Source organism: Bradyrhizobium sp. CW1, assembly GCF_023100665.1.
Lineage (GTDB): Bacteria > Pseudomonadota > Alphaproteobacteria > Rhizobiales > Xanthobacteraceae > Bradyrhizobium > Bradyrhizobium canariense_D.
Map to the genome: position 1 here is coordinate 3230092 of NZ_CP064684.1, position 24729 is coordinate 3254820.

30 protein-coding genes, 2 tRNA genes and 2 pseudogenes are annotated in these 24729 nt (G+C 62.5%); 26 read left to right on the forward strand and 8 right to left on the reverse strand.

What is annotated here, in order from left to right:
• Positions 1-54 precede the first annotated feature (54 nt).
• Genes IVB54_RS15700 through IVB54_RS15730 form a run of 7 tightly spaced genes read left to right on the forward strand, consistent with a single transcriptional unit; the run spans position 55 to position 7528 of the window.
• Positions 55-594, forward strand: a complete 540-nt coding sequence (locus IVB54_RS15700) for a hypothetical protein (RefSeq protein WP_247777342.1) — start codon at positions 55-57, stop codon at positions 592-594.
• Positions 591-1277 carry a hypothetical protein gene (locus IVB54_RS15705; RefSeq protein ID WP_247777343.1) on the forward strand — a complete coding sequence of 229 codons (687 nt, stop codon included), beginning with the start codon at positions 591-593 and terminating at the stop codon, positions 1275-1277. Before IVB54_RS15700 ends, IVB54_RS15705 begins: the two co-directional genes overlap by 4 nt.
• Positions 1277-1687, forward strand: coding sequence for a hypothetical protein (locus IVB54_RS15710; RefSeq protein WP_247411279.1), 411 nt, complete (start codon positions 1277-1279; stop codon positions 1685-1687). The genes IVB54_RS15705 and IVB54_RS15710 overlap by 1 nt, the downstream gene beginning before the upstream one ends.
• Positions 1688-4660: a phage tail protein gene (locus IVB54_RS15715; RefSeq protein ID WP_247411282.1), complete on the forward strand. Its 2973-nt coding sequence runs from the start codon at positions 1688-1690 to the stop codon at positions 4658-4660.
• Positions 4657-5097: a phage tail assembly chaperone gene (locus IVB54_RS15720; RefSeq protein ID WP_247411284.1), complete on the forward strand. Its 441-nt coding sequence runs from the start codon at positions 4657-4659 to the stop codon at positions 5095-5097. The genes IVB54_RS15715 and IVB54_RS15720 overlap by 4 nt, the downstream gene beginning before the upstream one ends.
• The gene (locus IVB54_RS15725; protein WP_247777344.1) at positions 5094-7142 is read left to right on the forward strand and encodes a hypothetical protein; all 2049 of its coding nucleotides are present in this window, start codon (positions 5094-5096) and stop codon (positions 7140-7142) included. Before IVB54_RS15720 ends, IVB54_RS15725 begins: the two co-directional genes overlap by 4 nt.
• A 2-nt stretch (positions 7143-7144) precedes the next feature.
• On the forward strand, positions 7145-7528 hold the full coding sequence (locus IVB54_RS15730; protein WP_247777345.1) for a hypothetical protein: 384 nt from the start codon (positions 7145-7147) through the stop codon (positions 7526-7528).
• A 44-nt stretch (positions 7529-7572) separates the two neighbouring features.
• Here the strand turns inward: IVB54_RS15730 and IVB54_RS15735 are convergent, their stop codons facing one another.
• The gene (locus tag IVB54_RS15735) at positions 7573-7764 is read right to left on the reverse strand and encodes a hypothetical protein (RefSeq protein ID WP_247777346.1); all 192 of its coding nucleotides are present in this window, start codon (positions 7762-7764) and stop codon (positions 7573-7575) included.
• A gap of 255 nt (positions 7765-8019) precedes the next feature.
• Here IVB54_RS15735 and IVB54_RS15740 point away from each other — a divergent pair, with 255 nt between their 5' ends.
• The 10 genes and pseudogenes from IVB54_RS15740 (at position 8020) to IVB54_RS15785 (ending at position 13170) form a co-directional block, all read left to right on the forward strand.
• A complete protein-coding gene (locus IVB54_RS15740; protein ID WP_247777347.1) occupies positions 8020-9210 on the forward strand; it encodes a M15 family metallopeptidase in 1191 nt (396 codons plus the stop codon).
• On the forward strand, positions 9207-9476 hold the full coding sequence (locus IVB54_RS15745) for a hypothetical protein (RefSeq protein ID WP_247411299.1): 270 nt from the start codon (positions 9207-9209) through the stop codon (positions 9474-9476). Before IVB54_RS15740 ends, IVB54_RS15745 begins: the two co-directional genes overlap by 4 nt.
• Positions 9473-9925, forward strand: a complete 453-nt coding sequence (locus tag IVB54_RS15750) for a hypothetical protein (RefSeq protein ID WP_247777348.1) — start codon at positions 9473-9475, stop codon at positions 9923-9925. The genes IVB54_RS15745 and IVB54_RS15750 overlap by 4 nt, the downstream gene beginning before the upstream one ends.
• A 6-nt stretch (positions 9926-9931) precedes the next feature.
• Positions 9932-10354 (forward strand): hypothetical protein, encoded by a 423-nt coding sequence (locus IVB54_RS15755; protein WP_247411305.1) that lies wholly within the window; start codon positions 9932-9934, stop codon positions 10352-10354.
• Positions 10338-10718 carry a hypothetical protein gene (locus IVB54_RS15760; protein ID WP_247377447.1) on the forward strand — a complete coding sequence of 127 codons (381 nt, stop codon included), beginning with the start codon at positions 10338-10340 and terminating at the stop codon, positions 10716-10718. Before IVB54_RS15755 ends, IVB54_RS15760 begins: the two co-directional genes overlap by 17 nt.
• 36 nt (positions 10719-10754) lie before the next feature.
• Entirely contained in the window at positions 10755-11330 is a 576-nt protein-coding gene (locus IVB54_RS15765; protein ID WP_247411307.1) for a hypothetical protein, read from the forward strand.
• 177 nt (positions 11331-11507) lie between these two features.
• Positions 11508-11918 (forward strand): annotated as a pseudogene (locus IVB54_RS15770) (hypothetical protein).
• 181 nt (positions 11919-12099) lie between these two features.
• Complete coding sequence (locus IVB54_RS15775) at positions 12100-12354, forward strand: hypothetical protein (protein WP_247411310.1); 255 nt, start codon at positions 12100-12102, stop codon at positions 12352-12354.
• Positions 12351-12794 carry a hypothetical protein gene (locus IVB54_RS15780; protein ID WP_247411313.1) on the forward strand — a complete coding sequence of 148 codons (444 nt, stop codon included), beginning with the start codon at positions 12351-12353 and terminating at the stop codon, positions 12792-12794. The genes IVB54_RS15775 and IVB54_RS15780 overlap by 4 nt, the downstream gene beginning before the upstream one ends.
• Positions 12784-13170 carry a hypothetical protein gene (locus IVB54_RS15785; protein ID WP_247411316.1) on the forward strand — a complete coding sequence of 129 codons (387 nt, stop codon included), beginning with the start codon at positions 12784-12786 and terminating at the stop codon, positions 13168-13170. Before IVB54_RS15780 ends, IVB54_RS15785 begins: the two co-directional genes overlap by 11 nt.
• A 90-nt stretch (positions 13171-13260) precedes the next feature.
• On the opposite strand, the pseudogene IVB54_RS15790 reads toward IVB54_RS15785, so the two are convergent.
• Positions 13261-13770, reverse strand: a pseudogene (locus IVB54_RS15790) (DNA ligase); the annotation flags it as partial.
• Positions 13771-14383: 613 nt separating this feature from the next.
• Here IVB54_RS15790 and IVB54_RS15795 point away from each other — a divergent pair.
• The gene (locus tag IVB54_RS15795) at positions 14384-14653 is read left to right on the forward strand and encodes a DUF1488 family protein (protein ID WP_247777349.1); all 270 of its coding nucleotides are present in this window, start codon (positions 14384-14386) and stop codon (positions 14651-14653) included.
• 24 nt (positions 14654-14677) lie between these two features.
• Here the strand turns inward: IVB54_RS15795 and IVB54_RS15800 are convergent, their stop codons facing one another.
• Together IVB54_RS15800 and IVB54_RS15805 are read right to left on the reverse strand one after the other, a co-directional pair.
• Positions 14678-14821, reverse strand: coding sequence for a hypothetical protein (locus IVB54_RS15800; RefSeq protein WP_247777350.1), 144 nt, complete (start codon positions 14819-14821; stop codon positions 14678-14680).
• 809 nt (positions 14822-15630) lie between these two features.
• A complete protein-coding gene (locus IVB54_RS15805) occupies positions 15631-15948 on the reverse strand; it encodes a hypothetical protein (RefSeq protein WP_247777351.1) in 318 nt (105 codons plus the stop codon).
• A 501-nt stretch (positions 15949-16449) separates the two neighbouring features.
• Here IVB54_RS15805 and IVB54_RS15810 point away from each other — a divergent pair.
• Entirely contained in the window at positions 16450-16713 is a 264-nt protein-coding gene (locus IVB54_RS15810; protein ID WP_247541799.1) for a hypothetical protein, read from the forward strand.
• Positions 16714-16767: 54 nt separating this feature from the next.
• Positions 16768-16890, forward strand: a complete 123-nt coding sequence (locus IVB54_RS41450; protein ID WP_256465324.1) for a hypothetical protein — start codon at positions 16768-16770, stop codon at positions 16888-16890.
• Between the two features lie 128 nt (positions 16891-17018).
• Here the strand turns inward: IVB54_RS41450 and IVB54_RS15815 are convergent, their stop codons facing one another.
• Entirely contained in the window at positions 17019-17894 is an 876-nt protein-coding gene (locus IVB54_RS15815) for a recombinase family protein (RefSeq protein ID WP_247411323.1), read from the reverse strand.
• Between the two features lie 494 nt (positions 17895-18388).
• On the opposite strand from IVB54_RS15815, the gene IVB54_RS15820 reads away from it, so the two are divergent.
• From IVB54_RS15820 to IVB54_RS15830, 3 genes are all read left to right on the forward strand, one after another.
• A complete protein-coding gene (locus tag IVB54_RS15820) occupies positions 18389-19957 on the forward strand; it encodes a porin (protein ID WP_247411324.1) in 1569 nt (522 codons plus the stop codon).
• A gap of 84 nt (positions 19958-20041) precedes the next feature.
• Positions 20042-20533 (forward strand): MarR family transcriptional regulator, encoded by a 492-nt coding sequence (locus IVB54_RS15825; RefSeq protein WP_247411326.1) that lies wholly within the window; start codon positions 20042-20044, stop codon positions 20531-20533.
• Between the two features lie 20 nt (positions 20534-20553).
• Entirely contained in the window at positions 20554-20895 is a 342-nt protein-coding gene (locus IVB54_RS15830; RefSeq protein WP_247411327.1) for a hypothetical protein, read from the forward strand.
• A gap of 549 nt (positions 20896-21444) precedes the next feature.
• Here IVB54_RS15830 and IVB54_RS15835 read toward each other — a convergent pair.
• Together IVB54_RS15835 and IVB54_RS15840 are read right to left on the reverse strand one after the other, a co-directional pair.
• Positions 21445-21519, reverse strand: a tRNA-Thr gene (locus tag IVB54_RS15835).
• Positions 21520-21685: 166 nt separating this feature from the next.
• A complete protein-coding gene (locus IVB54_RS15840) occupies positions 21686-22186 on the reverse strand; it encodes a hypothetical protein (protein WP_247777352.1) in 501 nt (166 codons plus the stop codon).
• Positions 22187-22469: 283 nt separating this feature from the next.
• Between IVB54_RS15840 and IVB54_RS15845 the strand changes: the two genes are divergently transcribed.
• The gene (locus IVB54_RS15845; protein WP_018458105.1) at positions 22470-22955 is read left to right on the forward strand and encodes a hypothetical protein; all 486 of its coding nucleotides are present in this window, start codon (positions 22470-22472) and stop codon (positions 22953-22955) included.
• A gap of 43 nt (positions 22956-22998) precedes the next feature.
• Positions 22999-23532, forward strand: coding sequence for a hypothetical protein (locus IVB54_RS15850; RefSeq protein ID WP_247335727.1), 534 nt, complete (start codon positions 22999-23001; stop codon positions 23530-23532).
• Between the two features lie 61 nt (positions 23533-23593).
• On the opposite strand, the gene rlmB is transcribed toward IVB54_RS15850, so the two are convergent.
• Positions 23594-24424, reverse strand: a complete 831-nt coding sequence (rlmB, locus tag IVB54_RS15855; RefSeq protein ID WP_247777353.1) for a 23S rRNA (guanosine(2251)-2'-O)-methyltransferase RlmB — start codon at positions 24422-24424, stop codon at positions 23594-23596.
• Positions 24425-24630: 206 nt separating this feature from the next.
• Here rlmB and IVB54_RS15860 point away from each other — a divergent pair.
• Positions 24631-24716: transfer RNA gene (locus IVB54_RS15860), tRNA-Tyr, on the forward strand.
• Positions 24717-24729 lie beyond the last annotated feature (13 nt).

The window sequence follows — 24729 nt, forward strand, 5'->3', positions numbered from 1 at the left end:
TTCCTGTTCGCGAGTCAGTCGCTGCGGCTGTCCTCGCGTCAGGAATTGTCCCGCATGGCGAGCGGCATCACCATAGGCAAGGACTTTGGTCCTGCTCTGTGGTTTGCCGATTACACCACGGTCGCGCTGCCAAACGACGACGCGCTGACCCTCGAGGCCAAGCTGAATTCGCTGGACGGCATCATCGGCACCTTCGAGGCCGGCGACATCCGCCGTCCCTATCCGAAAGCGCACGAAGACGGTGTGTTCGGCGACACCGGCATAATCCACTCGGTCAACGCCAACAACAAAGCGCTCAGTCTCTCGGGTCTCGATGCCGGCATGACGCTGTCGGTCGGCGATTATCTATCGTTCGATTACGGCGGCGCGCGGGCCTTGCACCAGGTGGTCGAGGGTGTCGTTGCTAGTGGCGCGGGACTGACCTCGGAATTCGAGGTTCGTCCTCATATTCGATCGGGCTGGAGCCTCAGTGCTGCCATCAAGCTGAACCTACCGAAAGGTGTTTTCATCCTGATTCCGGATTCGGTCGCGTCCGCGACGGCCAGTCCTTTGGATAGCATCATCTCCTTCAAGGCAGTCCAGTACCTCGCATGACCCGTTCCATCGCAACTGACAATTATACCGCACTGTCGGCCCGCAAGCTGATCTCGCGCGACTTCGTCTGGTTCATCGTCCGTGACCTCGTCACGGGCAATCCGGTTACGGACGGCTACTGGTCGGACGTCGGCACCATCTCTGCTGATGTGATCGACCCCGAAACTGGCAGCACGGTGACGCGAAGCTTCGTTGGGGCATCCAGGCTGATTTCCATCTCGGATGTTCCGGTCGTCTCAAATCTGACCGTTCAAACCGTCTCGATCACGCTGGCGCAGGTGGCGTCGCGCGTGAACGATCTCATTCGCGGCTATGACTGCAAGCAAGGCAAGGTGCAGGTGTTCCGCGGGTTGTTCGATGCCTCGACGCGGGTGATGGTCGCGCCGGCGTTCCCGCGTTTCGCTGGCACCATCGACGAGGCGCCGGTCACGACGCCGAAAGAAGGTGAGGCGGGCGATGTCACGCTGACCTGCACCGGCAATACCCAAGAGCTGACCCGGTCGAACTCCGACACGCGCTCAGACGCCTCGCAAAAGCTGCGCGACCCCGATGATGATTTCTTTATTCACGCGGCCACAGTCGCCGACTGGCAGCAATATTGGGGCAAGTCTCCTGGTACACTCGGCATCACGGGTGGATCACCGAGCCCGATAGATATCGCCCGCGCTGGCGGGTTTTTCTGATGATCAAGCCAGCCACGGAAACCGACATTCCGGCAATGATCGAATTGTTCCTCACCCAGCACGCCGCAATGGGCTGCGCGTGGGACGTTGATACCGATGTGTTGGCAGGCACACTTTATCAGGCCGTTCAATCACCCGGCGCTTGGCTGTGTCTGACTGGCGACGACTGCTTGTTGCTCGCCGCTTGCTTCGAAAGCCAAGTGGGCGCGGGCAAGGTCGCTACGGAATTGTGCATGTGCGCCTCAGCCGGCCGGCTCGATGAGTTGATTGATCGATATGAGGAATGGGCCCGCGCAAAAGGATGCCGGGCGGCATCGCTTTCCTGCGATCGGCGCTTCGCAACGTTTGAGCGGCTCTATCGCCGATACGGCTATTCACCCTCTGAAATGACGATGAGCAAAGTTCTGTAGATGCCAATCTTTACGGCAATCGGGCTCGCCATCGCCGGCAGCGCCGGCTTTTTTGCCAGCGCCATTACCTTCGGCCTCGAGCTGGCTGCCTCGGTCGGGCTTTCCTACGCCGTCAAGGCGCTCGCGGGGAAGCCACAGCAGGCCAGCGATACGTTCGGCGTGCAGGGCAAGCTCGCCGGCGGCGGCGACGTGCCGCGCTCGTTCGGGCTTGGCTATCACGTCACCGCCGGCTCGCTGGTCTACGCCAACACCTGGGGCAACGGTTACGACACGCCGAACGCCTTCCTGACCCAGGTGATTGCGCTGTCCGACCTGCCGGGCGAGCGCCTGGTCGGGCTGTGGGTCAACGGCGCCAAGGTGACGCTGGTCGACGGCGATGCCAGCGCGTCGTCGCTCGGCTCCGGCTCGATAGGTTATGCCGTCCCGGAATTCATCCGGCCGCACAACGGCGAGGGCGCACCGTCGCCGCATCTCTATGTGAAATACTACGACGGCACGCAGACTGAAGCCGACGCCTTCACCATCCAGGCATCCTCGACCGAGCGGCCCTATGGTTACAGCCATGTCGGCAAGGGCGTCTGCTATCTCGTCGTCCACGCCTTCAACGACGAGAATTTGTGGTCCGGTTTTCCGACGATCAAGGCCGAGCTGTCGGGCCTGCCGCTTTATGATCCGTCCAGGGATTCCAGCGTCGGCGGCTCCGGCGCGCATCGTTATGCGGATCCCTCGACCTGGGGCGGCGACGGCGACGATTTCCCGGCGGTGCAGGTCTACAATTTGCTGCGCGGCTTCTCCTACGGCGGCACCTGGCTCTATGGCCTGCAGAACACCACGGCGGCGCGGCTGCCGGTCTCCAACTGGATCGCGCAGATCGACAAATGCCGCGCCACAGTGATCGGCACCAGTGGCGCTGAGCCGACCTATCGCACCGGCGGCCAGATCAATGTCAGCGCGCAGCCGGTCAACGCGATCGAGGCGATCCTGACCGGATGCCAGGGCCGGCTCTCGGAAATCGGCGGCTTCTACAAGATCCACCTCGGCGCGCCCGACTCGCCGACCTTCACCTTCTCCGACGACGACATCCTCTCGAGCGAGCCGCAGACCTACCGTCCGTTCTTTTCGCTGGCCGACAGCGTCAACGGGATCCAGGCCACCTATCCGGATCCGGCGCAGGGCTGGAACACCGCGACGGCCCCGGCCTATTACCGCACCGACCTCGAGGCGCGTGACGGCGATCGCCGTCTGATGGCGAGCCCGGCGTTCGATTTCGTGCCCTATCCGGAACAGGCGCAGCGGCTGCAAAAGTCGGCCATCGAGGAAGCGCAGCGCGCCCGCACGCATAGCCTGACCTTGCCGCCGGCGTTCTGGGTGGTCGAGCCCGGCGACGTCGGCGAATGGACCTCGGCCCGCAACGGCTACAGCGCCAAGCAGTTTCGGGTCGACCAGGCCGTCGATCGCGCCAATCTCGACGTGGCGCTCAGCCTGACCGAGGTCGATCCGTCCGATTACGACTGGAACACTGGCACCGATTTCACGCCTGTGACCGGCGGCGGCACCATCTCCAATCCGCCGGCGCCGCAGGCGATCGACAGCTTTGACGCGCAGCCCTACACGCTGGTCGACAGCGACGGCATCGGCCGCCGGCCGGCGATCCTGATCAGCTGGGGCGTGCAGCCGGGGATCTCGGCCGTGCAATTCGAGGTGCGGCTGGCCTCGGACGGCTCCAGCGTGACGCGCGGCCGCAGCGACCGGCCGACCGCGGGCAATCTCATCATCACGCAATCGATCCTGCCGGCGCTCCATTACCAGGTCCGCGGCCAGTTCGTGCCGTCGTCACCGCGCGATATGCTGTGGTCGGCCTGGATCGATGTCACCACGCCGGACGTCAAGTTCTCGCTGTCGGATTTTGACGCGGCCCTGACGGCGACGGTCACGACGTTGCGGGACTCGCTACAGGACCAGATCAACTACGTCCTCACCCGGATGGCGTCGATCGGCTCCGACATTGCGGCGCTGGCGCCGCTCGACAAGCAGGAATTGCGCACGCAGCTGTCGGCCCGCTCGGCGGCGGCATTCGCCGAGATCGATGACGTCCGGACCGTCGCGGTCACGACCGAGGCGGCGTTCGCCTCGTTCTCGACGGTTGCGACCGCATCGTTCGGCTCGACCACGGCGTTCGTCAGCCAGACCGCGACCGCGATCGCGACCTATGACGGCTGGGGCGCCGCGCAATATGCCGTCACGCTCAACGTCAACGGCTACGCCTCCGGCTTCAACCTGGTCAATGGCGGCTCCGGCGTCTCGACCTTCACGGTCATCGCCGACAAATTCCAGATCCAGCTGCCGGGCTACAACGGCAATGCGCCGCTGCCGGTGTTCACGGTCGGCACCGTCAACGGCGTCGCAGCCGTCGGCATCAACGGCGCCAACATGTATCTCGACGGCACGCTCAATGCGCGCGCGATCGTGACGGGGTCGATCACGGCGGCAAAGATCGCGACGGGCGAGATTACGTCGGCCTCCGGCGTCATCGGCGCACTGAGTGTGCAGTCGCTGAGCATTGCCGACAATGCCGCCACGGTGCCGGCCGTGCAGACGCTCGGGTCTTCCATCAGCATCGCGACAACCGGAACGACGTTCCTTAGCTTCAACCTGAGTGTCGACACGACGGGACTGTCCGGCAAGCCCGTTACCATCTATGCGAGCACCACTTACAAATTCACCGTGGCGGGTGGGCTTACCGGCACCGAAAACACCACATGGCAACTTTTAATTAACGGCTCGCAGGTCGATGGCTTTCCGATCGTCATGGCGGCAAACCAGACTCTGATTGGATCGATGTCGGGCGCCATCACAGTCACGGGCACGGGCGGCGTCATGACCATTCCCGTTTCCGTAAGGGGTTTTGCGGGTGGTGGCGCGGATAGCGTCGCTGCTGGCGCATGTCTCTTTGCACAGGCGGCAAAACGATGATCATCCACTATGACACGACGACCGGACAAGTCATGTCCTATGGCTGGGGATCCGATCACGGCGACGGCTTCGAGACCAGCCATCTGCCGGGCTGCAAGGTGCTGGTCGTCGACAACCAACCAATTGACGCGCGGACGCAGCGGGTCGATCCGGTCGCATTGACGATCGTCGCCAAGGATGAGCCGTATCCGCTGCCGGATCGGATCGCAGAGGTACGCGATATGGTTCGCGCCGAACTGACTATCTCCGACAAGTTCATGCTGCCGGATTATCCGATCTCTGATCCCGATCGTGCCGCCTGGGCCGCCTATCGCAAGGCGCTGCGCGACGCCTCCAAGGGCAACGGCACGGCGGCCGCCATGCTCGCCGCTATCCCGGCGCGGCCGGACGGCTCGACGCTGACGCTCAACATCAATGATCAAAGGTTAACCGAATGACCGCGCTCGTCAGCTATTCCACCGGCACCGTCTCGGTCGCGGCCGGCGGCACCACCGTCACCGGCGTCGGGCCGATCTGGAATGACGGCAGTGCCAAGCCCGGGGACATTTTCCAGATCGGCAATTTTCAGTCGGTGATCTCCGACGTCACCGACGCGACGCATCTGGTGATCCCGCCCTGGGGCGGCGGCGCGCAGGCGGGCGTCGCTTACAAGATCTGGCAGGTCTCGCCGCAGCGCTTCGCCGGCGCCGAGGCGATGGCGACCGTCAATCGCCTGGTGATCGCGCTCAACGCGCGCGAGATCCCGGTTATCGTCAGCGACGACGAGACCGTTCCGGATCCCTCGCTCGGCGAGGAAGACCAGACCGCGATCCAGCCGCTGACAGGCAAGGTCTGGGTGATGAGTGGCGGCGTCTGGACTTTTCTCGGCATTTACCGCGGGTTTCGGTTCACGGGTCCTTACAGCGGCGCGACGACCTATTATGTCGGCGACGTCGCGTCAAATGCGGGCGCCTCCTATGTGTGGATCAATCCGACGCCGGGATCTGGCCATGCCCCGCCGAACGCGACCTATTGGGACGTGTCGGGATCGCCAGGTGCGACCGGCGCCGGCTATGGCGGTACGTCGACAACGTCGCTTGCCATTTCCGTGGCGTCGAAAGTGTTCACGACGCAGGCGGGGCTGGCCTACACCAACGGCGCGCGCGTGCGAGCCAGCTCGGCGGCGAACACGTCGAACTGGATGGAAGGGCTCGCGACCTATAGCGCCACGACGCTGACCATTGCGGTCGACAAGATCAACGGCAGCGGCACACTAGCCGACTGGAATTTGAACGTGGTCGGTCAGCCTGGTGCCGGGGATCTGTCGAGCGCGAACAACCTGTCGGATTTGGCGAGCGCTGCGACGGCCGCGACAAATCTCGGCGTGGTTCGGTACGCTGCGGCGCAGACGCTGACGGCGGCGCAGCAAGCACAGGCGCGTGCCAACATCAACGTCACCAAAAAGAACTACATCATCAATGGCGGCATGCAAGTGTCGCAAGAGAATGGCGCGACCGCATCAGCGGCGAGCGGGTATTTTCCTGTCGACCAGTTTTCGGTAAATTTTACAACTGGTGGCTCTTTAAGCACCGCGCAGGTTGCCAGCCCCACGCCGGGAGGCTCGCCTAACCGCCTTCGCGTAACCGTTACAGCTACCGATACTTCGATAGCTGTTGGCGATCTGCTCTGTGTCGAGACGAGACTTGAGGGGCTTCGGATTGCGGATTTGCGTGCGGGTAGCGCTTCGGCAAAAACCATTACGTTGCAATTCGGAGTGAAGGCACCTGCAGGAACGTATTGCCTCGGTTTTCGAAATGGGACTCCCGACCGGAGCTACGTCGCAGAGTTTACCATCACCGGAGGTGAAGCGAACACCGATGTGGTTAAGAGCGTGACGTTCCAGCTTGATACATCGGGGACTTGGTTAACAACCAACGGGCTTGGTATGGTCATTGATTGGACCTTGATGGCAGGTACCAGTTACCAGATGACGCCGAATACATGGGCGGGTGCTTCTTCTGGCATTTCTTCGCCTAGCCAGTCCAACTTCATGAGCACCAATGGCAACGTGTTCGAGTTGTTTGATGTCGGTTTGTACGAAGGTGTAGCGGCCCCATCGTTTCAGCTTCCTGACTTCGTCAGCGAGCTTGCTCTCTGTCAGCGCTACTGGGAAAAAACCTACGACTACGCTACCGCAGTTGGCAGCGTAAGCTTCGCTGGGATGTACCAGGTAGGGCTTACTTTGACGTCAGCTACGTTCGACAACGCTAGTGGCCACGTCATCATGGTGCCTTATAGGCCGAAACGGGCGTCGCCTACGGTAACGATCTACTCGCCAAATACAGGCGCAAGCGGGAAGAATGCTGACTTCTCAGGGAGCGCTGACATGACTGCGAGCGTCGCAAATTTTGGCATGAACTGTGCCCGCATTTCGGCAAATGCCTTCGGTGTGAGCCGAGTGATTTCGCTTGCCGTGCATGCAACCATGAACGCGAGAATGTAATCATGTCTGACTATCAGCTCACCGAAACCGACACTGTCATCCGCGTGGCTGACAATGCCTGCATCCCGAATGATCTGGCAAACACCGATCGACAATTTTATGAGGCGTGGCTTGCGGCAGGCGGCGAGCCTCTGCCCTATGTTGCTCCGCCCGCGCCAGTGCCGACCTCCTGCACCAAGCTTGGCCTGAAGCGCGCCTTCGACGAACTCGGGCGATGGAGCGCAGTCAAGGCCGCGATTGCATCCAACCCAGACACGCAAGAGGAATGGAATTTGGCGGTTGAAATCAAACGCACGGATAGGTTGGTACAGGGCATGATTGCCGCTCTTAGCCTGACACCGGAACAGGTTGATAATCTGCTCATTCGCGCCAACGCATTGGTCTAGTGCCCTTCAACACTTGACCCGAACGAAATATTGATAGGCAGCTTCTAACGCTTCATCGCGCACTCATTTGCGAGCGGCCGTACCTTGCTCGGATAGTGCCCCGGCCATTGCCCCTCGACGTCGAGCGAAGTCTCATTGTCTGCGACCTTGGCGAATGTCGCCTTCATCGCGCGAACCGTGATGCCGCCTCCGTGCGTTTCGAGCGTGATCTCCACGGCGTCGCCGAGATCGGTCAAGCGAAAACTGCCCGGCGCGAGGGGGTCGAGCGCGCGATAAACGCAAGCGGGATATTTTGCTGCGGTTGGGCCGCAGCGCCGGTTGCGCCGAGCAGAGCTGCGGCGACAAGCACGATCCTCATAGCGACGATCTCCATTTTTTACTGCCGGCCACTCTTAAGGGCCACAACCGAACCGAGCAAGAGGATCCGACAATGGCGCCTTCCATCGCGGCCGTCTGGCCGAAAGACACGCAGGCCGCGCGCAATACGTTCTATGGCGACCCCGGCAAGGGCGAGATCGCGCCAGATGGTGCCGGTCGTGCCGCCGTTCGCGATGTATTACGAAGGCAAGCGGGTCAAGGCGATCTCGTTTCATCGGAGGGCGGCGCCGGCGCTGCTCGCCGCACTCAATGAGATCTGGGATTATTGCCAGCACGACCAGGCCAGGATCGACGCGGCCGGCGTCTCGAAATATGCCGGCGCCTATAACCATCGCCTGGTGCGCGGATCCAAAACCAAATGGTCGAACCACGCCTATGCGGCGGCGATCGATCTCAACGCCGAGGAAAACGGCCTCTATGCCAAGGGCAACATGCCGCAATTCGTGATCGATGCGTTCTGTCGCCAGGGCGCGATGTGGGGCGGTTGGTATACGGGCCGCAAGGATCCGATGCATTTTGAATTCGTCGACAATGGCGGCCGCAAGCCAAAATCGCCGGCGCCGATCTTTGGCCGTCCGGAGCCGCTGCTGCATGCCGTGACCGGCGCGCCGGCCGACGAGCTCGAGGACGATCCGCCGGCGCCGGCCGCGCCCGCGTCACCGCCGGCGAACGTGCAGCCGCTCGATCCGGGCGTGCGCGGCGATCCCGTGCTGCACGACGTGCAGCGCCGGCTCAAGGCGCGGCGCTATTCGCCCGGCGTGCTCGATGGTCTCTGGGGCAGCGGCACCAGCGGCGCGCTCAGTGGATTCATGAATGACCGCGGCCTGACGCTGCCGCTGCCCTCGTCGCTCGAGACATTCCACGGCATCGCCGACCAGGTCCGCGCCGAGCTCGACAAGGCCGAGGCCGAGATCCAACCGGACGGCAGCATCGGCTGGTATCGTCCGGTCAGCGTCGCGCGCGCCAACGCGGATCCTCACGTGATGGCGCAGCTTGCGCCGGAGCTCGCGCCGGTCAGGCGCAATTTCGTCGCTGCGATCTGGGCCTCGATCGTCGCCGGCGCCGGCGCCGCCTGGGAAACCGTCAGCGACTACGCTTCCGAGGCCTGGGATTTTTTCACGGATCATCGCGACATCGTCGACGATCATCCCGGCCTGGTGTCGACTGCGTGGCACCATGTCGCCGCGCTGCCGTCGGAGGTGTGGTGGCTGCTCGGCGCCGCCGGCCTGGCTTTCATCGCTTTCAATTCCTGGCGCGCGATCAAGACGTCGACGCTCGCCGTGACATCGGGGGAACGGCAATGATGTATCTGAAAGGCGCTCTGGCGCTGCTGCAGGCGTCGGGCCTGGTGACCAAGCTGATCGTGGCGGGTTCGCTGGCGCTGGCCGTGCTCGGCGCTTACGGCGTCTGGCATCACAAGGTTTATCGCGCCGGCTATGACCGCGCGCTCGCCGACATTGCCGCCGAGGACGCTCGCGCGATCGCGTCGGCGACCGAATTGCGCTCGACCTGGCTCGCCTGTCGCAAGGCTGGCCGCCGCTGGATGCAGAGCGAGGGGAAGTGCGCATGATCAGATTTGCATTGATCGGACTGCTGATGCTGCTGCTTGCCGGCTGCGCCAGCAAGGGGCCGGCCTCGATCGCTGGCGGTGAGTGTCGCATTTTCGAGCGGCCGCAATACGAGGTGCGCGGCAAGCGCGACTATGATCAGGACTGGATCGACAGCCAGGTCGAGGGCGGTGTCGGTGGCTGCCACTGGAAGCGTCCCGCGGCGCGGCCGGCGTCGATCGACGCGGCGCCTGGGCATAAGGCTGCGCCCGCGCCGGTCAAGCGCAAGAGCTTCGTGCGCCGGATCCGCGATCGCGTGCTGCCGCCGAAGGTGGAGATCCCCGCCGCGCCGGCGGCGATCGCGCCGGCTCCTGCTGCGGCATCTGAGCCAGCGCCGGCAGCAGCTCCACCGGCGCCGCGGCCACCGCGCAGCGCGATCGAGAAGCTGCTGCAGCCGCGCGACGACGATTGAGCTCGAATGAATCTGCTCAGCTACTATCTCGAGGGCCGCCGGTTCGAGTGGCTCATCACCATCGCCATGCTGTGGCTGGCGGGTGCGACGTTCGTCTCGCCGGAAATCCTGCGGGCGTCGGCATTCCAGTGGATCACGCTGGTGATGTCGCCGTGGTTTACGGCCTGCTGCCTGTTCGCAATCGGGTGGGCGCGGCTGGTCGGGCTGCTGCTCAATGGTCACCAGGTGAGGGGACGCCGGGTGGGTCCGATGATCCGGGCGGTGACCGCGGCGTCGTGTGCGGTGGTGTGGGTGCAATTTGATCTGGCGCTGATCCAGCTGTCGGTCAGCCAGGGCTTCATGTCGCCCGGGGTGCCGTTCTGGTCGATGTTCGTGCTGGGCGAGCTCGACGTGGCTTATCGGGTGGTGGCGAATGGAAGAACTGCTTAAGGCGCTGGGGCCGTGGCCCGTGGCGCAGGGCATCGTGATCGGTCTCTTGGTTGCTGCGGCGGGGTTCTGGGCAATCCGCAGGGGTCTGCAGGACAACCAGCGCACGCGCGCCGATGACGGCGAGGCTCGCGTCGTCCGCATCGAGGAGGTCCTCACGGTCCGCGTCGAAGAGACTCTTCCTGTCCGCGTGGAGCATACCGACGAGGAGAAGCGTTGGCAGTGGGAAGCTTACAAGCAACTCGGCCACCTCGAGACCAACAGCTTCCAGATGGTGAAGCACAGCGAAGACTCGGTCGAGCTGCTGCGCGAGATCCTGAAGAGCATCAATCGGCTCGCCGACGTCCGCTGGAATAGCAGGCAGTAACCAACTCCCGACCATCCACCACAGAAGGACGATCCAATGTATCTCCGCCTCATCCTGGCGGCGCTGTGCTGCGCCATGTTCGCCGGCCACGCCGATGCTCGCCCACGACACGTTCGAGCCGTCCTGGTCGACCCGGGTTGCAACGTCATCTTTCCCTGCGAAGGCGTCGTCAGTTCGCCGCGTGGCGAGCGCGTCGTCAAGGCCATGGGCGGCTTCGGCGTGGCCCGTAAGATCTATCGCCCGCGCGCCATGGCGCCAACGTTGCAGAGAGAGGCAACCATCGTCGGCCATCCTGCGGGCTGTCCTTCGCGCGCCTTCTGCGGCTGCGGCGCGGCCGTGCGCGTGTTCGGAAGTCCCGTGCGATCGCTGTGGCTGGCGGCGGCCTGGTTCAAATTCCCGCGCGCGGCGCCCGGCGCCGGTATGGTCGCGGTGCGCCGGCATCATGTCTTTGTGCTCGAGCAGCACCTCGGCGGCAGCAAATGGCAGGTCTATGACGCCAACTCGGGCGGCCACGCCACGCGGCTGCATGCGCGCTCGATCGCCGGCTATGTGATCGTCAATCCTTCCGCGGCGCATGCCGCAGGCACGCTGCTCCATGGAGGCGCGTCATGAGCGGTCGGCGCGCCGTGGGCCGCGACATTCTCATGACGCTGATGATTGCTGCACCGATGCTGATGTGTCTCGCCGTCGCCGCCATCGCCGCGCTCGGCCTAGTTTGAAAGGGGCACTGCGATGGCGGCTTACACCCTGTTTGCGCTTGCAACGCTGGTCGTCGTGCTCGGTCTGGTGATGGCACATAAGGCCCGCACGGGGCCGCAATCGACGCTGGCCTCGCTGCTGGTCGCGGTCGGAATCCTGCTGGCGTTCGCGGGCGCAGCGTTTGCCCGCGACGATGGCCGCTACGCCAACTCGGCTCTCAAGCCCTGGTTCGACGGCTTGCGCAGCGGCAAGGGCCCGTGTTGCTCGGACGCTGATGGCTATGCGCTCGCCGAGTGTCGATTGGCAAAGCGCGGGCGTGCGGTACCGCGTGCGGATCCCGCGCTCGAACGACCCGGCCGACAAGAACGTCATGGTCTGGGTCGACGTGCCTGACGACGCCGTGCTCACTGAGCCAAACCGCGCTGGCCGCACCATGGTGTGGCCGATCTGGGTTATCAGGGGCCAACCATTCGCTGCTTCAAGCCGGGGTCGATGACGTGAGGCGCTTGCTCTGTTTGATCTTCGGTCATCGCCCCAAGTTCAGCACGTGGCAAAAGATGCCGCGTTGGTGGTCGCGCCATTGTGGTGGCGCCCGCTGGTCTCGATCCTGCGAATGCACTCGCTGCGGCAGGCTCCTGCAGCTGCAGCGCGTCCATCGTGAGCGGCGACCGCTGAACGTTGCATGACCGCTATCCGCAAGCGCGTGTTTTACTATCTCGAGGCCGCGCGCGAGCAAGGGGCTTTCCTTGTCTCCGGAATCTTCTGCGGTCTCGATGCCGACGACATCGCGGACGAGATCGCGCGGGATTGGGACGCCGGCGACCGCGACGGGAAAATGTTGTGGCGACCAGGTGAGAGCAAACCGGAAGCCTCCGACATCGCGCCGCACGTCGAGGCTTGGCTGATCCGCACGGTTGAAGATGGGGGACAAGGATGAAGCTCGCACCGACATTGCTCACGTTTGAAGAATATCGTGCGCTCGGCGACAAGGCCGTTGCTGATGGCATGTGGCGCAACGATAAGCGCGTCTTCCTGCCCGGGATGGGCTGGTTCAATGACTGGTATCTCGATCGAGATCTCGGCCGGGATTTCCTTTCGCCGCACTACTATCGCGACTGGGCGGGGAAGCGTCCGCCGATCGAGCTCGTCTGCCCCAACGGCGAGATCTGGTGCATCGATCGCAAGTCGTCGAACGGGGATGGCTGGCAGGTGACGGGAGAGTGGCCGAACATCACCTGTTCGCCCTCGATCATCGCCGGCGACTATCACGGCTGGCTGCGCAACGGCGAGTTCACGGCCGACATCGACGGCAAGAGCTGGCCCATCCCGAACATTGGTCCCGACTACGGCCGCGGCGCGAAATCAGATGAAGCTTGATCCCGAGTTCATCGAGATCCCAAAGACGCGGCTGTGGTCGCCGGACGACGCGGAGAAGCGGATCTTCTGGGCCCGACGCTTTGTCACCGAGTTTGCCGGCATATCGCGAGGGCTGGGGTATGGCGTGTTTCACGGTGGCAGTCTGATCCGCGACATTGACCTGATCGCGATGCCTTGGCGCGATGCCGGGCCGAAAAATCTTGACCACGTGCATTACGTGCTCGAGCTCTGCCACTGTTTGCCCCTGCGCATGGGCAACCATGGAGAATTGCTGTTCGGCCACCGGTGGTACGCGCTCTGGCACGTCGACCATCCCGATCATCAGATTGATCTCAAGATTGTGCTCCCCGCGCAAGCCCAACCGAGTGATCGATAGCCAAGGGTGAGGGGACCTCGACGTCCTCTGTCGTATCAAACCTCCAAAAAACTCAAGCCCGGTGCGGGGTGCCCCTCGCGCCGGGCTTTTCTATTTATGCGCTTCCATCACCCGCGACATAGCCGGGTGCGTTCGGTTCTTTACCTTGATCCAGTCTTTCGATCGGCCGGCGCTGTAGCGGCGATCGCGGCGTTTCGACACCAGGCCCTCGAGGCCCATGCGGGCGGCGGCGCCGAACAGCTGGGTGCCGATCTCGCCGGGCTCGAAGGGCGCGACGAACATGCCGTCCGGCCGGCCGCGTAACAGCCGCGCCAGATTTGTCTTGCGCATCGACAGCGGCAGCTGCCGCAGATCCTCGCCGCCGAGCGCGAGGACGTCGAAGGCGTAGAGCTGTACCTCGTCGTCGTGCTTGCGCGAATGCAGCGCGTTGAAGTCGGAGACGCCGTCGACGCCGAGCACGACGGCCTCGCCGTCGATGACGAATTGCTGCTCGCGGTTCTTCAGCGCAGCTTGGACGATCCATGGAAATCGGTCGGTCCAGTTGTGGCCGTTTTTGGTGATGAGCCGCACGGTCTTGCCCTGGCGCTCGACGCGCAGGCGGTAACCGTCATATTAGACTTCGTGGATCCAGTCAGGGCCGATGGGCACGGCCTTTGCTGCCGTGGGCAGGCAGAACTCGAACGCTTTCAGCATGGCAGACAGATAGGGGGCGGCGCGGCGTTTTTGGAGTCTGGTCCCCGGATATTGGCAGTCATCCGCTTTCCTGTGGAACTCCTCCGCACGCACAAGCCAGTATTTCGGTGGGTGCATACGCTCCACGCCCACAGGCCAATCCCTCAACTGGGCCGCTCAGTTTCTTAATGGAGGTTAAGTGCGCTCAGTCCCGAATGCACGTTAAAACAGCAAGGCAGGCCACTGTCTCAAATCAAACTAGGCCACTTCGCAAACAGGCCAGCGTCCGGCCGTCATCAGCCGGAGCGATCAACCGGAGCGATCAAGAAGCGGCGATAGGAACGATACCCATCAGCCACGCTTGGTTCTGCATGCGTTTCAGACGCATGAGGTTATCGGTCGGTAGCCGGGAGCGGCCTCAGCCCTAGGTCGTGCCACCTTGGCCTGGGGCCGTTCTTTGGCCTGAGAGCGCTGCGATGACGGCGAGACTTCATCCCAGCTGGGCCGCGATTTATCGAACACTGAGCGACGGACTCCCGAGATGCCACTTACCTCTGACCCATCTGGCGCGTTCGATGCCAGGAACAACGAAGCGTTGTTCTTTGCGATGTTCGCGGGCGACCACCGCATTGATTGTCGAGTGGATATAGCCGCCCTGCGCGATCGCGCTGCGGCAGACGGAACCAGCCCAAGCGACGTTATCGAGACGTTCAAGAGACATCGCTCGACCATTGAGCGGATCGCCAGTGAACAATACGACACCGGCGCAACGATGCCCGTGGTGCGAACGCATCAGCTTACGCCGCTGTAGCGCGTTCGGCCTTCCTGTCTAGGGTCAGCGAAGGCTCGATTTTGGCGGCTGCAGCCTCGCCAATATCCTGCCGTCGGCAGCTCTGACGGTAATTGCCTGCTTGAGCATGGCCGCCATTTTTTTCCCAATCCGCAAAGCTTCTAGCCCGTCCTCGGCATCCAAGGCCATGATCGAGCTTTCTGGACAAGCGACCTCACCGCATTCCCGCGGACGTCCGGGGTCAACAGGATAGTTCTTCAGGGCACCGCTCCCTCGGTTTATAGGCCACTGTTGCCGTATGCGGGCCGACCGGGACGGCGGAGAAACGGCCCCGGCTTCAGCGGGCTGGAGATTATAGGCCGGGGCCGCTCCGGCAGCTCGGATGAGCGAGCGAGACAACAAACCAACTACCGAGAGCAGGTTCCTAACGGAGCGTCAGCAGGTCCTCGCGGCGACCACGTGTGCTGTCTTGTGTGAACTCACACACAGCAGCGTGATTCCCCTCCGCGAGTGCAACAAAACGGCCCCAGCGGGACCGGGGGGCCAAGGGGCTGGGGCCGCCATTCCGCACCGGACGTAATCGGCGGTAAGCAGTCCGGTGGGCTAAACCAAGCTCCTTCGGAACTCATGGTTCCAATCAGAATCCCAGTTTCCCGAACGAAGTGGCCCCAGCTCTTGGGGGAATGGGCATTGCGAGCTGGGGCCGGGACACACCCTCGGGGAAGGGCTGCCGGGAAAACGTCGCAGCCGCAACGGCGTTCCAATTCCCATCAGCGAGTGTTCGCTTACAGCATCAGCCAGGACAGCCCGGCGATCATGACCAAAAACCCGGTAACCGTTGTCACTACGAAACCATATTCAACTCTGTCCACGACGCTCTCCTTATCCGCCGGGAACAGATTGCGCTGTCTTGGGACCAGCCGTCGTCAACATTCGTGAATCGGGCGTGTCCTAATTTACCAAAATGGGTGTCCTACTTAGGACAGTACCGGCGTGCGCTACCGATGCCACGGCCGGCGCCGACCCTGGATCTCGCGGGCCTTGCTGATCTGATCATAGCCGATCTGGCCGTGCAGATTCTCCCATGCGGTTCGGAAGCGGGCCTTGGCCTCGGAGAGGCTGCGGGCGCCGCCCCGGTGCTCGTCGCGCTGCGGCACGTTCGGCAGGAAGGCCGTCCAGGACCAGCCGCCTTGGCCGCCGATACTGATTGAGCGGAGTATGCGGCCGATCACGAGATCGTCCCAGATCACCTCGTAATCGTCGGGTGCGGTTTCGCCGCCGATCACGGTGCGGCGCATGGTGAGGTCGTCGGGCATGTGAGAACGAATAGAGAATTTTTCCTCACCCGAAAAGGGTGTTCAAAAGGTGAGAAAACCACGCCGTTTTTTATCAACGGAATCGGCGAGCCTAAGTCAGTACTTGCGCGCGCAGCTGACGACCTTTTCTCATCGAACCTATTCCCAGCGGCCACTCAGCTTCGTCCGCGCGGCGATCGTCGTCTCGATCTCTTGCACCATCTCTCCGAGCCGTTCAGCGAGCCGTTCGAACAGCGCGCGCGTCTGCCTGTCGGGCGATGTTCTTGCCAGTCGAGCACAATATTCCACCTCCGCCCGAAACTTCTCGAGCTGCGCAATCAATTCTTCCCTATCGGTACGTCCCCGACCAAACGGCCCCAGGGCGAAAGCTCTAGCGCCTGGCGCTCAGGCCGGGCACCTGGAAAATTTCCCAGGGTCCAAGCTCTACGGTTGCGTCGCAGAGGAAAGCCGGGATGAATGCGAGTCGGACCGCACGGCTGCGACGACTAGCGGGGGACCACGATGGCGACAATGGACGACTTCCGGGAGGAACTTGAGGCTCAGATTGCCAGGGCGGCCAGGCAGGGCCGTTCTCACGTCGAGATCAATGCCGGCGAGCTGCACCGCGTCGTCAGCCCAGACGAGAACCTGCACTCAATGGCGTGCGAGGCAATGCGGCAGTTGCAAAACGTCGGCGACCAGGTAGTCCATGCGCCACCAGCCGGCGATGGACCTTCCTTCACGATCCGCTACATGCTTCCGCGATCGCAGGCGGGGGTGTTTTAAGGCATGCGCCCGCCGCGCTGGGGAACGAGACCTCGGCGGACGGCATTGGCTCCCATGGACGACAGAAAGTGGATCGCCATCATGGTCGCCTCGATGCTGCTCCTGGTCGCCGTCGCAGCACTCCTTGTGCAGCGGTCGGGCTTGGTGGCGGACACCCACGCGTTGATGAGTCGCTAGCGCGGAGCGCTCGCTACCAGAAACCAAAGGCTGCGGGCACTTGCACGCCTGCAGCGAACGACCCACGCCTCGTTGGCGAATACCCATCGTTCATCGACGCCAGGTGGCGCCACCTGCCCGCGAGTTGATTACCCTATTGAAATGCAAGTGTACGACGGCCCCTCTTGCAGGTGAATCGCGAGAAACCTCCCTGCGATGTCCTTCCGGATCTGTGCCGAGGAATGTCTAGGCTGGCTGAGATTTCCTGCACTGTGAATTAGGAGGCCAGCGACAATCCGCTTGAGTAGAACTGTGATGTTCACTCTTCTCGCATAGCGTCGCCCCTCATCGGAAGAGAGGCCTTTGATTTCTTCGACAAGATCGAGCAGCCCTGCTTTTAGGTCGTAGCTTCCTTGGTCGAGCAATGCCGGATGAGCCAGGAAAGCAAGGACGGTGATTTCAAAGTCTTTGTATGTCCAGGCGGAGCGGCTGCAGGCGCCATCATTCAAGACCTGCTCGCATACGAGGACCTGCACATTCGAAATCCGATGGAAGATGACTTTGCCGCCGCAATAGCCGCACGAGCATAGGTCACCGAAGATATTAGCGAGATCATTTCCTTTTCGCCCGCGATGCGCCAAATTCTGCTGGCGGGCTGCCTGTGCAGCATCGAAAGTCGCCTTGTCTATGGCTGCAGGGTAGTAGTCGGAAATGGGAGGGCCGCTCGGGATACCCTTCTTATGACCTGCGGCGAAGGACTTCGGCTGGTGCTCGCCGTAGGTCGCTCGGTTCCTGAGCATTGAGTCTATGGTGGTGTTGTCCCAGTTGAGCGCTCGGGTGAAGGTCGGCACCTTTAGTTGGTCGAGATAATTTGCGATGGCGTAGCTGCCCATCCCGCCGATCGCGAGTTCGAAAATCTTTCGCACGGTTTCGGCACGGTCCGGCAGAAACACGAAAGACAACCGGTCGTCAGTGAGGCCGAGCCAACTTGGCGCCGCTGAGATCTTTTTGCTTACCTTAGACATAGAATCCTGGGTCCCGAGTGGGTGGCCGCGCGAGCGAAGCGGACACTCGATTCGCCCTTAAGTGCAAATAATTCCCACCTTCAAACGCACTGGAGGAGCATGTTCCCGGGGGTGAACCCGTCCTCACACGAAGTACTCACGCAGCTGTGAGAGATCGAAAGTCCAGAAATTGCAATTACTTACGCGAACATCACCTTCGGCAAGATGCGTGATTTTTGTGCAACACCTGTCTGAAAACAAGCTTTCACGGCCCATTTCGGAGCGTTCTCTTGTTGTGTGTGCACGGACCATCGATCATGGTGACTGAGCGACGGAGGGGGGCATCCCGAGGTCGTCCCGTCTTAGGTGGTTCGCTTAAGTCCCTCGCGTTCAGCGGGTGTGTCCGAAGGCGCGAAGCGACTAAGCGGTGAATTTAAGGGACAAGGGAACCAACCTTAGGGTGTCTTCACCCAGCGGATCCGGAACCTTCCCTATGGCAAACTTGGAGGTTTAACATGAAGTTGGTTAAGAGCCTTTTGCTCGGTTCCGCGGCGGGTCTGCTCGCTGTTGGCGGAGCGCAGGCAGCCGATCTCCCCGTGAAGGCCAAAGCGGTCGAATACGTGAAGATCTGCTCCCTGTACGGTGCGGGTTTCTACTACATCCCCGGCACTGACACCTGCATCAAGCTGGGTGGTTATCTGCGCGCTGAAGTCGCGTTGGCAACCAACGGCGACTATGCAGCGAACATGACCGGTGTTGGTGCGGCGCACAATCGTCTAAGCAACTACTACACCATCCGCTCCCGTGAAGATCTCAACATCGACACGCGCACCGCGACCGAGTACGGCGTCGTCCGTACCTTCTTCGACGGCGTCTTCTCGTGGACGACAGGCGGCTACACCGGCGCTGGCACTGGCGTAACCACCGGCGGAACCGCGTATGATGGCAGCAACCCGGCAGGTTCGGGGTCCGGTCAGGTCTCCGGCGGCTCGCTCGGCGTGTACTACGCCTTCATCCAGTTCGCTGGCTTCACGATGGGTAAGGCAGTCTCGCAGTTCGACGCGCCCTGGACCAACTACCCCGCCAACAACTTCGACAGCCTCGTCGGCGGCGGCGGCACGGTCACTGGTGTGAACCAGTTCACCTATACCGCTGACTTCGGTCAGGGCATCACGGCTGCGTTCTCGGCGCAGGATCAGGTTGCCTATATGCAGGCTGGCAACGTCAACCTCGGCGTCCCCGGTACTGTGCTGGGTGGTTCTGCGGCGACCGCTGCTGGTATCCTCGGCGGCGCTTATGGCCTCAACAACACTGGTGGATCTCGCTCGCCAGACTTGATTGCCATGCTCCGCGTCGATCAGGCTTGGGGTCTGTTCCAGGCTTCGGTTGCTGCGCATGACAACCACGCTGGTTACTATGGCGCCTTCGAAACGTCGGGTCATCCTGAAGACAAGTGGGGCTGGGCTGCTCAGCTGGCCTTGTCGATCAAGAACATCCCGACCGGCGCGGGTGACACGATCAACATCCAGGGCGTCTACACCGACGGTGCGACCCGCTACAACTTCCAGCCGACGTCGAGCGCTGGAACTTGGTCTGCTTTCGGCAGCTCTGGTCTGGCAGGCGCTTATCAGAGCATCGGCATTGCCAGCGCTCCTGATACGGTGTTCGTGACCGGCGGCGGCCAGGAGACGATCAAGACGTGGGGCATGCGTGGTGGTTACACCCACAACTGGGACCCCTACTGGAACTCGTCGATCTATGGTGCTTGGGCTCAAGTGAACTACTCGGGTGCAGCTGCTGCTGGTGTTTGCGCGAACTTCTTCGGGACGCTCGGGACCACGGCAGGCACGACTTGTAACCCGAACTTCAACATCGCCCAGCTCGGCTTCGTCACTCGCTGGACCCCGGTGAAGAACCTGACCTTCTCAGGTGACTTCAACTGGACCCATCTGGACCAAAAGTACTCTGGTGCGGTGGTTATCCCCGCTGCTGGTTTGGCGGCTGTTGCCAAGCCGCCGGGCACTTACGAGTTCAAGGATCAGGACAGCTTCACGCTGCTGCTCCGCGCTCAGCGCAACTGGTAAGTTCGGTTTAAAAACCTAACCTCCAAGAGCCCTCGGCGGGAAACCGCCGGGGGCTTCTTGTATTGTTGATAGATGGTGGAAGTTATGGCTCTCGATCAGGTCCATCACCCGCAGCGACCAGAGGTGGTTGAACAAATCGTACGGGTGGTTCGATCCCTCGACTTCTTGATTTCCGAGGTTCAGGCCAAATGGGCAAGCGCGCTGAGCCTTACGGTGCCGCAATGGAACATGTTCGTCATTGTTGCAGAATCCCATGAGCACGGTGGTCTGCCAGTGAAGTCCGTTGCTGAAGCAATGCGGGTGAACTCCTCGTTTGTCGTCAACCAGTCGAGACCGTTGGAACAGCTCGGTCTAATCCGTCGGAAAAATTCGAGCACCGATAAGCGATTGGTGTATCTTTCCGTGACCCCGAAGGGACTGAAGGAGCTGGGCGCTCTCGACGAGAGCAGAAGCGCCATCCGCTCCGCCATCAAAAAGGAAATGGGGGAGGCGGCGACGTTGCACACCATAGAGCTTTTGCAGCAGCTTGAACGCTGTTTTGCGCGCTGCCGGTTGCGGTTGCAGATCGACGAATAGGACAAGAACGGACGGTCGCAATGATCATCTTTCCCTTCGGGTTCTATGTCTTGGAAGGCAAGTTGCCGGTCTATCTCGGTAATGACTTAGAAGCGCAGAAAGCCATGCAGGCTTGGCTGGAAGCGAACCCTGATTGTGTCCAGTTGCGCCTGGACGTCATAGGGCCTGAGCAGCTTTTGACGAGATTCCTGGGTTTCGATGTAAGCGGCCGGTCTGCCGCAATGGACCATGGGCCGCTTTTGTTCGAAACGACCTGCTGTGAAAAGGAAAAGATCACAGTGCGGCGCCTGTACCATGACTATGATGCGGCGCTCCGTGGTCATGCCGAACTGATTGAGATCAGCCGAAAAAGATTGCACTGACAGTTAGCCATACAAAACGGAATCAGGACACTGTGACCCTGCTCCTCCGCGCTCAGCGCAACTGGTAAGCTCTAGACGACAGAGACGGGAGCTCTTGGCAGGTAACTGCCGAGAGCTCCCCAGAGCCCTCGGCGGGAAACCGCCGAGGGCTCTGCTGTCTTCGGAAGCAAGATTGGGAGTCTTCGATCGACAATAGTCGGGCACCAGCCGCACGTGGCGATTTTCAAAAACGAAGTGCTTCTTCGCTTCGCCGGTGAACGGCTGGATGAGAGGTTCGCTCCCCGGTGATGATGTTCTCGCTGCACCAAACACAGCGAGCGCGGCAACCTTGTTTTGCGTGGGCAATCGGTTGCTGCATCCACATCAATACGGCCAAGCCTCCTCAATAACGCCGGCGGCGTGCGAGCCCATTGGGCGGATACGCCGTGAGAACGCCCGCAGAACAACTGATCCTGTTTTTGAGGCTGCCAAAACCGTTGTCGTTTACCGTCTGTGCCGACTTTGCCGATCACGCGAAACTTCAAAACGCCTGCTATTATAGGCATTTTGTGGTGCCGGCTGAGGGGATTGAACCCCCGACCTTCGGTTTACAAAACCGCTGCTCTACCGCTGAGCTAAGCCGGCGACGCCTGGAGAAGCGGGGCAGGCCCGGCCTATGCCGGGGCTGTCCGCCCGTGCGCGCCGCAATACCAGACTTGACCGGAAAGTGCCAGAACCCGGGAGCCCCGATGCAGACATGAATCAGGCGGCCCGAGGGCCGCCCGATCTGTCGCGTTCGGTTCAAACCGCCTTACTGGCAGATGTGCCGGCGGCCGTCTTCGCCCTTGAACCAGGTGCCGGGCGTGCAGACGAAGCCGTTGCGCTGGGCGTAGGTGCGGGTGTCCCACCCCCGATTGTCCCAGCCGCGGTTATCCCAACTGTTGTCGTAGGCGTAGGCGTCGTTCGTGGCGCGGAACGGGGCGGTTGCGATTGCGCCCGCAGTCCCGATGGCTGCGCCGGCGACGCCAGCGGCTGCTCCGACCGCGCCGGCGGCGACGTCGGTCGGCCAGAAGCCGGTGCGGCTCCTGTTCCAGTCGTTATTCCAATCGCCGTTGTTGGTCTGGCGATAGGACACGCGACGATGCCGATAGCCGCTGTCGGTGTACGGATTTCCCGGTCCGACGTTCCGGCAGTTGGCGTTGGGGAATTGCGCCGCGCAACGGCCGGGATTGGTGATCACGGCCTGCGCCATGGCAGAGCCTGCCACCAAGGTCGCCGCAATCGCCGTGGCTCCGAGAAGTTTGACGTTCATGATTGTTTGGCTCCCGTTTTGTTGACGGGGGCTAAACGCGGAAGACGCCGGACGTTCCGCTGAAACCGCCGGATTTTCGTCAGCCATAGTCAAACGGAAGTGAGCACGCGCGACGGTTCCGGACTGCAGGATCCGGCGGCGTTAATGCTTCGCTAGTTCGCTTTGGCGCATTTGAGCGGCGCGCAATCCTTACACATTAGGCTTACCGGCAATTGGTGAGAGGGCCTTAACCCTCTCTGCGCCGCCATCGGGTAGGTTGTCGCCGAATAAATGGGGTCCCCTCATGCGCGCTGTGGCGCTCGCTGCCTTTCTGATCGGACTGCCCGCGACGGCGTTTGCCGGCGGCGGCTTCGATATCGTCGTTCCCGGTCGCCCCGGCGTGCCCATCATCATCAACAACATCGACGCGTCCTATGCCGTGATCGAGGGGACCTGGGGCCTGGGGAAGAACGTCCAAGTGCAGCCCACGATCTATGGCGGACGCTATGTCGCCGAGCGCCAGCCCACGGACGTCGGCCACTACTACCCGACGCTGGGCCTGCGGCCCGGCTATGGCCGGCTCGAGGTCGAACCGCCCGCGAACCGCAAATTGCCCAAGCCGCCCGATAGCTATCACCAGAGCTGGGGCGCCCAATCGGCGCCGCTGCCGCCGCAGATGGACGTGCCCGTCAATCCGCCGCCGGTGATTCTCGCGCCTGAGTTCAACGACCAGCCGCGGCGTCCTCGGCCGCGGCCGCGTGCAGAGATGCCCGGCAAGCCGCCGGGTTAAGAAACGACAAAATCCAAAAAACGGAAATCAACAGGAGAGAGTAATGCGTCAGATGATTTCGGGACTGGTCGCGGCGGCTGCCGTGATGTTCGCCGCCACCGCGCCCGCTGCGGCCTGCGGCTTCGATCCGTGCCAGCCGGTCGCGCCGGTCTATTCCGGCTGTAACACCGGCTGCGGCGGTTATGGGGCCGGCTACAGCTACGGCTACGGCGCCTATGAGCGTCTCGCCGAGCCCACCACGCAATATTATCACGTCAACCAGGGCCCGACCTACACCGGCCCGGGCGCCTTCGCGCCGTATCCGACCTACCGTGAGGACGCGGTGGTTGCGCCCGCCAATTACGGCTACGGCCGTGGCTACGGCTATGGGCACGGCTATGGCTATCGCGCTGCCGCGGTCGAAGCGCCGGCCGCCTATCCCTACCGCCGCCCGTATTACCGTCCGTATCGCTACGGCTACGGCCCGCGCGCCGGCTATCTGCCGCGCACGCATTACGGCTACGGTCCGCGCTACGGCTACGCCCCGCGCCATGCGCCGTATTATGGCGGCCACCGCGTGCTGCGCCGCTATTACTGATCGCTTGATCGGTTGAGCCGACGAGACGCCCGTCCGCGACGCGGACGGGCGTTTTGTTTTGTTACCGCTTCATCAGCCCGAGCCGGCTCGCGCCGACATAGAGCGAGAGCACGGCGGCATTCGAGACGTTGAGACTCTTGATCTCTCCGGGCATGTCGAGCCGCGCCACGACGCTGCAGGTCTCGCGTGTCAATTGCCGCAGGCCCTTGCCTTCCGCGCCCAGCACCAGAGCGAGCGGCTCGCGCACGGTGACCTCGGAGAGATCCGCACTGCCTTCACTGTCCAGCCCGACGGTCTGGAAGCCGAGCTCGTTCAGCGTGGTCAGTGCGCGGGCGAGGTTTTGCACCGTCACCATCGGGACGAGCTCCAGCGCGCCGGAGGCGGCCTTGGCCAGCACGCCGGTCGCTTCCGGACTGTGACGCGCGGTGGTGACGATCGCCTTCACCGCAAAGGCGGCCGCCGAGCGCAGGATCGCGCCGACATTGTGCGGGTCGGTGATCTGGTCGAGCACCAGCACCATGCCGTCCTGCTCCAAATCCTCGATGTCGGGCGAGGGCAGGGGATCGGCCTCGGCGAGCAGGCCCTGGTGCACGGCGTCGGGCGACAGCAGCCGGTCGATCTCCTGGGGCCGGACGATCTCGGGCGTGACCGGGATCGCGATGTTCTCGTCCGCCAGACGCCTTGCGGCGTTCTCGGTCAGCGTCAGCTTGCGGATCTGCCGCTGGGGGTTGGCGAGCGCCATGGAGACGGTGTGCCAGCCATAGAGGATGACAGGCCCGTCGGTGTCCGAATCGCGATCGCGACGGGCCGGGCGACCGGCCGATTTTCCGGGCCTGTTGAAGGGCTTAGACCCGCCGCGGGGGCCCCTCGGGTTGAATTTTCGATCCTTCATGGGCTCGCTTGTGTCACGGGTCCCGGAATATGGCAATTTGGGTGGTGTCGAGAACGATTTTAGCTGTTCGCCTCGGTTGACTTTACCCCATCGCTTCGCCGATAACCGCGCCCGGTCGCGCCCCCATCCGGGCTGTCGCGGCCTTCACGTTCCATGGCCGTCTTCGGTCGCCGGCAAGGTCCGGCCCGATCGTGCTGCCGTCGAGCGGGGGAGTGTCCCGAGTGGCAAAGGGAGCTGACTGTAAATCAGCCGCCTTATGGCTTCGCAGGTTCGAGTCCTGCCTCCCCCACCACGCTTCGCCCTTC

What these genes read in the sequence shown, in the direction of transcription:
- IVB54_RS15700 (WP_247777342.1), top strand. Translation starts at nt 55, where the DNA reads ATGGCGAGCGGCATCACCATAGGCAAGGACTTTGGTCCTGCTCTGTGG.
- IVB54_RS15705 (WP_247777343.1), top strand. Translation starts at nt 591, where the DNA reads ATGACCCGTTCCATCGCAACTGACAATTATACCGCACTGTCGGCCCGC.
- IVB54_RS15710 (WP_247411279.1), top strand. Translation starts at nt 1,277, where the DNA reads ATGATCAAGCCAGCCACGGAAACCGACATTCCGGCAATGATCGAATTG.
- IVB54_RS15715 (WP_247411282.1), top strand. Translation starts at nt 1,688, where the DNA reads ATGCCAATCTTTACGGCAATCGGGCTCGCCATCGCCGGCAGCGCCGGC.
- IVB54_RS15720 (WP_247411284.1), top strand. Translation starts at nt 4,657, where the DNA reads ATGATCATCCACTATGACACGACGACCGGACAAGTCATGTCCTATGGC.
- IVB54_RS15725 (WP_247777344.1), top strand. Translation starts at nt 5,094, where the DNA reads ATGACCGCGCTCGTCAGCTATTCCACCGGCACCGTCTCGGTCGCGGCC.
- IVB54_RS15730 (WP_247777345.1), top strand. Translation starts at nt 7,145, where the DNA reads ATGTCTGACTATCAGCTCACCGAAACCGACACTGTCATCCGCGTGGCT.
- IVB54_RS15740 (WP_247777347.1), top strand. Translation starts at nt 8,020, where the DNA reads ATGGCGACCCCGGCAAGGGCGAGATCGCGCCAGATGGTGCCGGTCGTG.
- IVB54_RS15745 (WP_247411299.1), top strand. Translation starts at nt 9,207, where the DNA reads ATGATGTATCTGAAAGGCGCTCTGGCGCTGCTGCAGGCGTCGGGCCTG.
- IVB54_RS15750 (WP_247777348.1), top strand. Translation starts at nt 9,473, where the DNA reads ATGATCAGATTTGCATTGATCGGACTGCTGATGCTGCTGCTTGCCGGC.
- IVB54_RS15755 (WP_247411305.1), top strand. Translation starts at nt 9,932, where the DNA reads ATGAATCTGCTCAGCTACTATCTCGAGGGCCGCCGGTTCGAGTGGCTC.
- IVB54_RS15760 (WP_247377447.1), top strand. Translation starts at nt 10,338, where the DNA reads ATGGAAGAACTGCTTAAGGCGCTGGGGCCGTGGCCCGTGGCGCAGGGC.
- IVB54_RS15765 (WP_247411307.1), top strand. Translation starts at nt 10,755, where the DNA reads ATGTATCTCCGCCTCATCCTGGCGGCGCTGTGCTGCGCCATGTTCGCC.
- IVB54_RS15775 (WP_247411310.1), top strand. Translation starts at nt 12,100, where the DNA reads ATGACCGCTATCCGCAAGCGCGTGTTTTACTATCTCGAGGCCGCGCGC.
- IVB54_RS15780 (WP_247411313.1), top strand. Translation starts at nt 12,351, where the DNA reads ATGAAGCTCGCACCGACATTGCTCACGTTTGAAGAATATCGTGCGCTC.
- IVB54_RS15785 (WP_247411316.1), top strand. Translation starts at nt 12,784, where the DNA reads ATGAAGCTTGATCCCGAGTTCATCGAGATCCCAAAGACGCGGCTGTGG.
- IVB54_RS15795 (WP_247777349.1), top strand. Translation starts at nt 14,384, where the DNA reads ATGCCACTTACCTCTGACCCATCTGGCGCGTTCGATGCCAGGAACAAC.
- IVB54_RS15800 (WP_247777350.1), bottom strand. Translation starts at nt 14,821, where the DNA reads ATGGCCTTGGATGCCGAGGACGGGCTAGAAGCTTTGCGGATTGGGAAA.
- IVB54_RS15805 (WP_247777351.1), bottom strand. Translation starts at nt 15,948, where the DNA reads ATGCCCGACGACCTCACCATGCGCCGCACCGTGATCGGCGGCGAAACC.
- IVB54_RS15810 (WP_247541799.1), top strand. Translation starts at nt 16,450, where the DNA reads ATGGCGACAATGGACGACTTCCGGGAGGAACTTGAGGCTCAGATTGCC.
- IVB54_RS41450 (WP_256465324.1), top strand. Translation starts at nt 16,768, where the DNA reads ATGGACGACAGAAAGTGGATCGCCATCATGGTCGCCTCGATGCTGCTC.
- IVB54_RS15815 (WP_247411323.1), bottom strand. Translation starts at nt 17,894, where the DNA reads ATGTCTAAGGTAAGCAAAAAGATCTCAGCGGCGCCAAGTTGGCTCGGC.
- IVB54_RS15820 (WP_247411324.1), top strand. Translation starts at nt 18,389, where the DNA reads ATGAAGTTGGTTAAGAGCCTTTTGCTCGGTTCCGCGGCGGGTCTGCTC.
- IVB54_RS15825 (WP_247411326.1), top strand. Translation starts at nt 20,042, where the DNA reads ATGGCTCTCGATCAGGTCCATCACCCGCAGCGACCAGAGGTGGTTGAA.
- IVB54_RS15830 (WP_247411327.1), top strand. Translation starts at nt 20,554, where the DNA reads ATGATCATCTTTCCCTTCGGGTTCTATGTCTTGGAAGGCAAGTTGCCG.
- IVB54_RS15840 (WP_247777352.1), bottom strand. Translation starts at nt 22,186, where the DNA reads ATGAACGTCAAACTTCTCGGAGCCACGGCGATTGCGGCGACCTTGGTG.
- IVB54_RS15845 (WP_018458105.1), top strand. Translation starts at nt 22,470, where the DNA reads ATGCGCGCTGTGGCGCTCGCTGCCTTTCTGATCGGACTGCCCGCGACG.
- IVB54_RS15850 (WP_247335727.1), top strand. Translation starts at nt 22,999, where the DNA reads ATGCGTCAGATGATTTCGGGACTGGTCGCGGCGGCTGCCGTGATGTTC.
- rlmB (WP_247777353.1), bottom strand. Translation starts at nt 24,424, where the DNA reads ATGAAGGATCGAAAATTCAACCCGAGGGGCCCCCGCGGCGGGTCTAAG.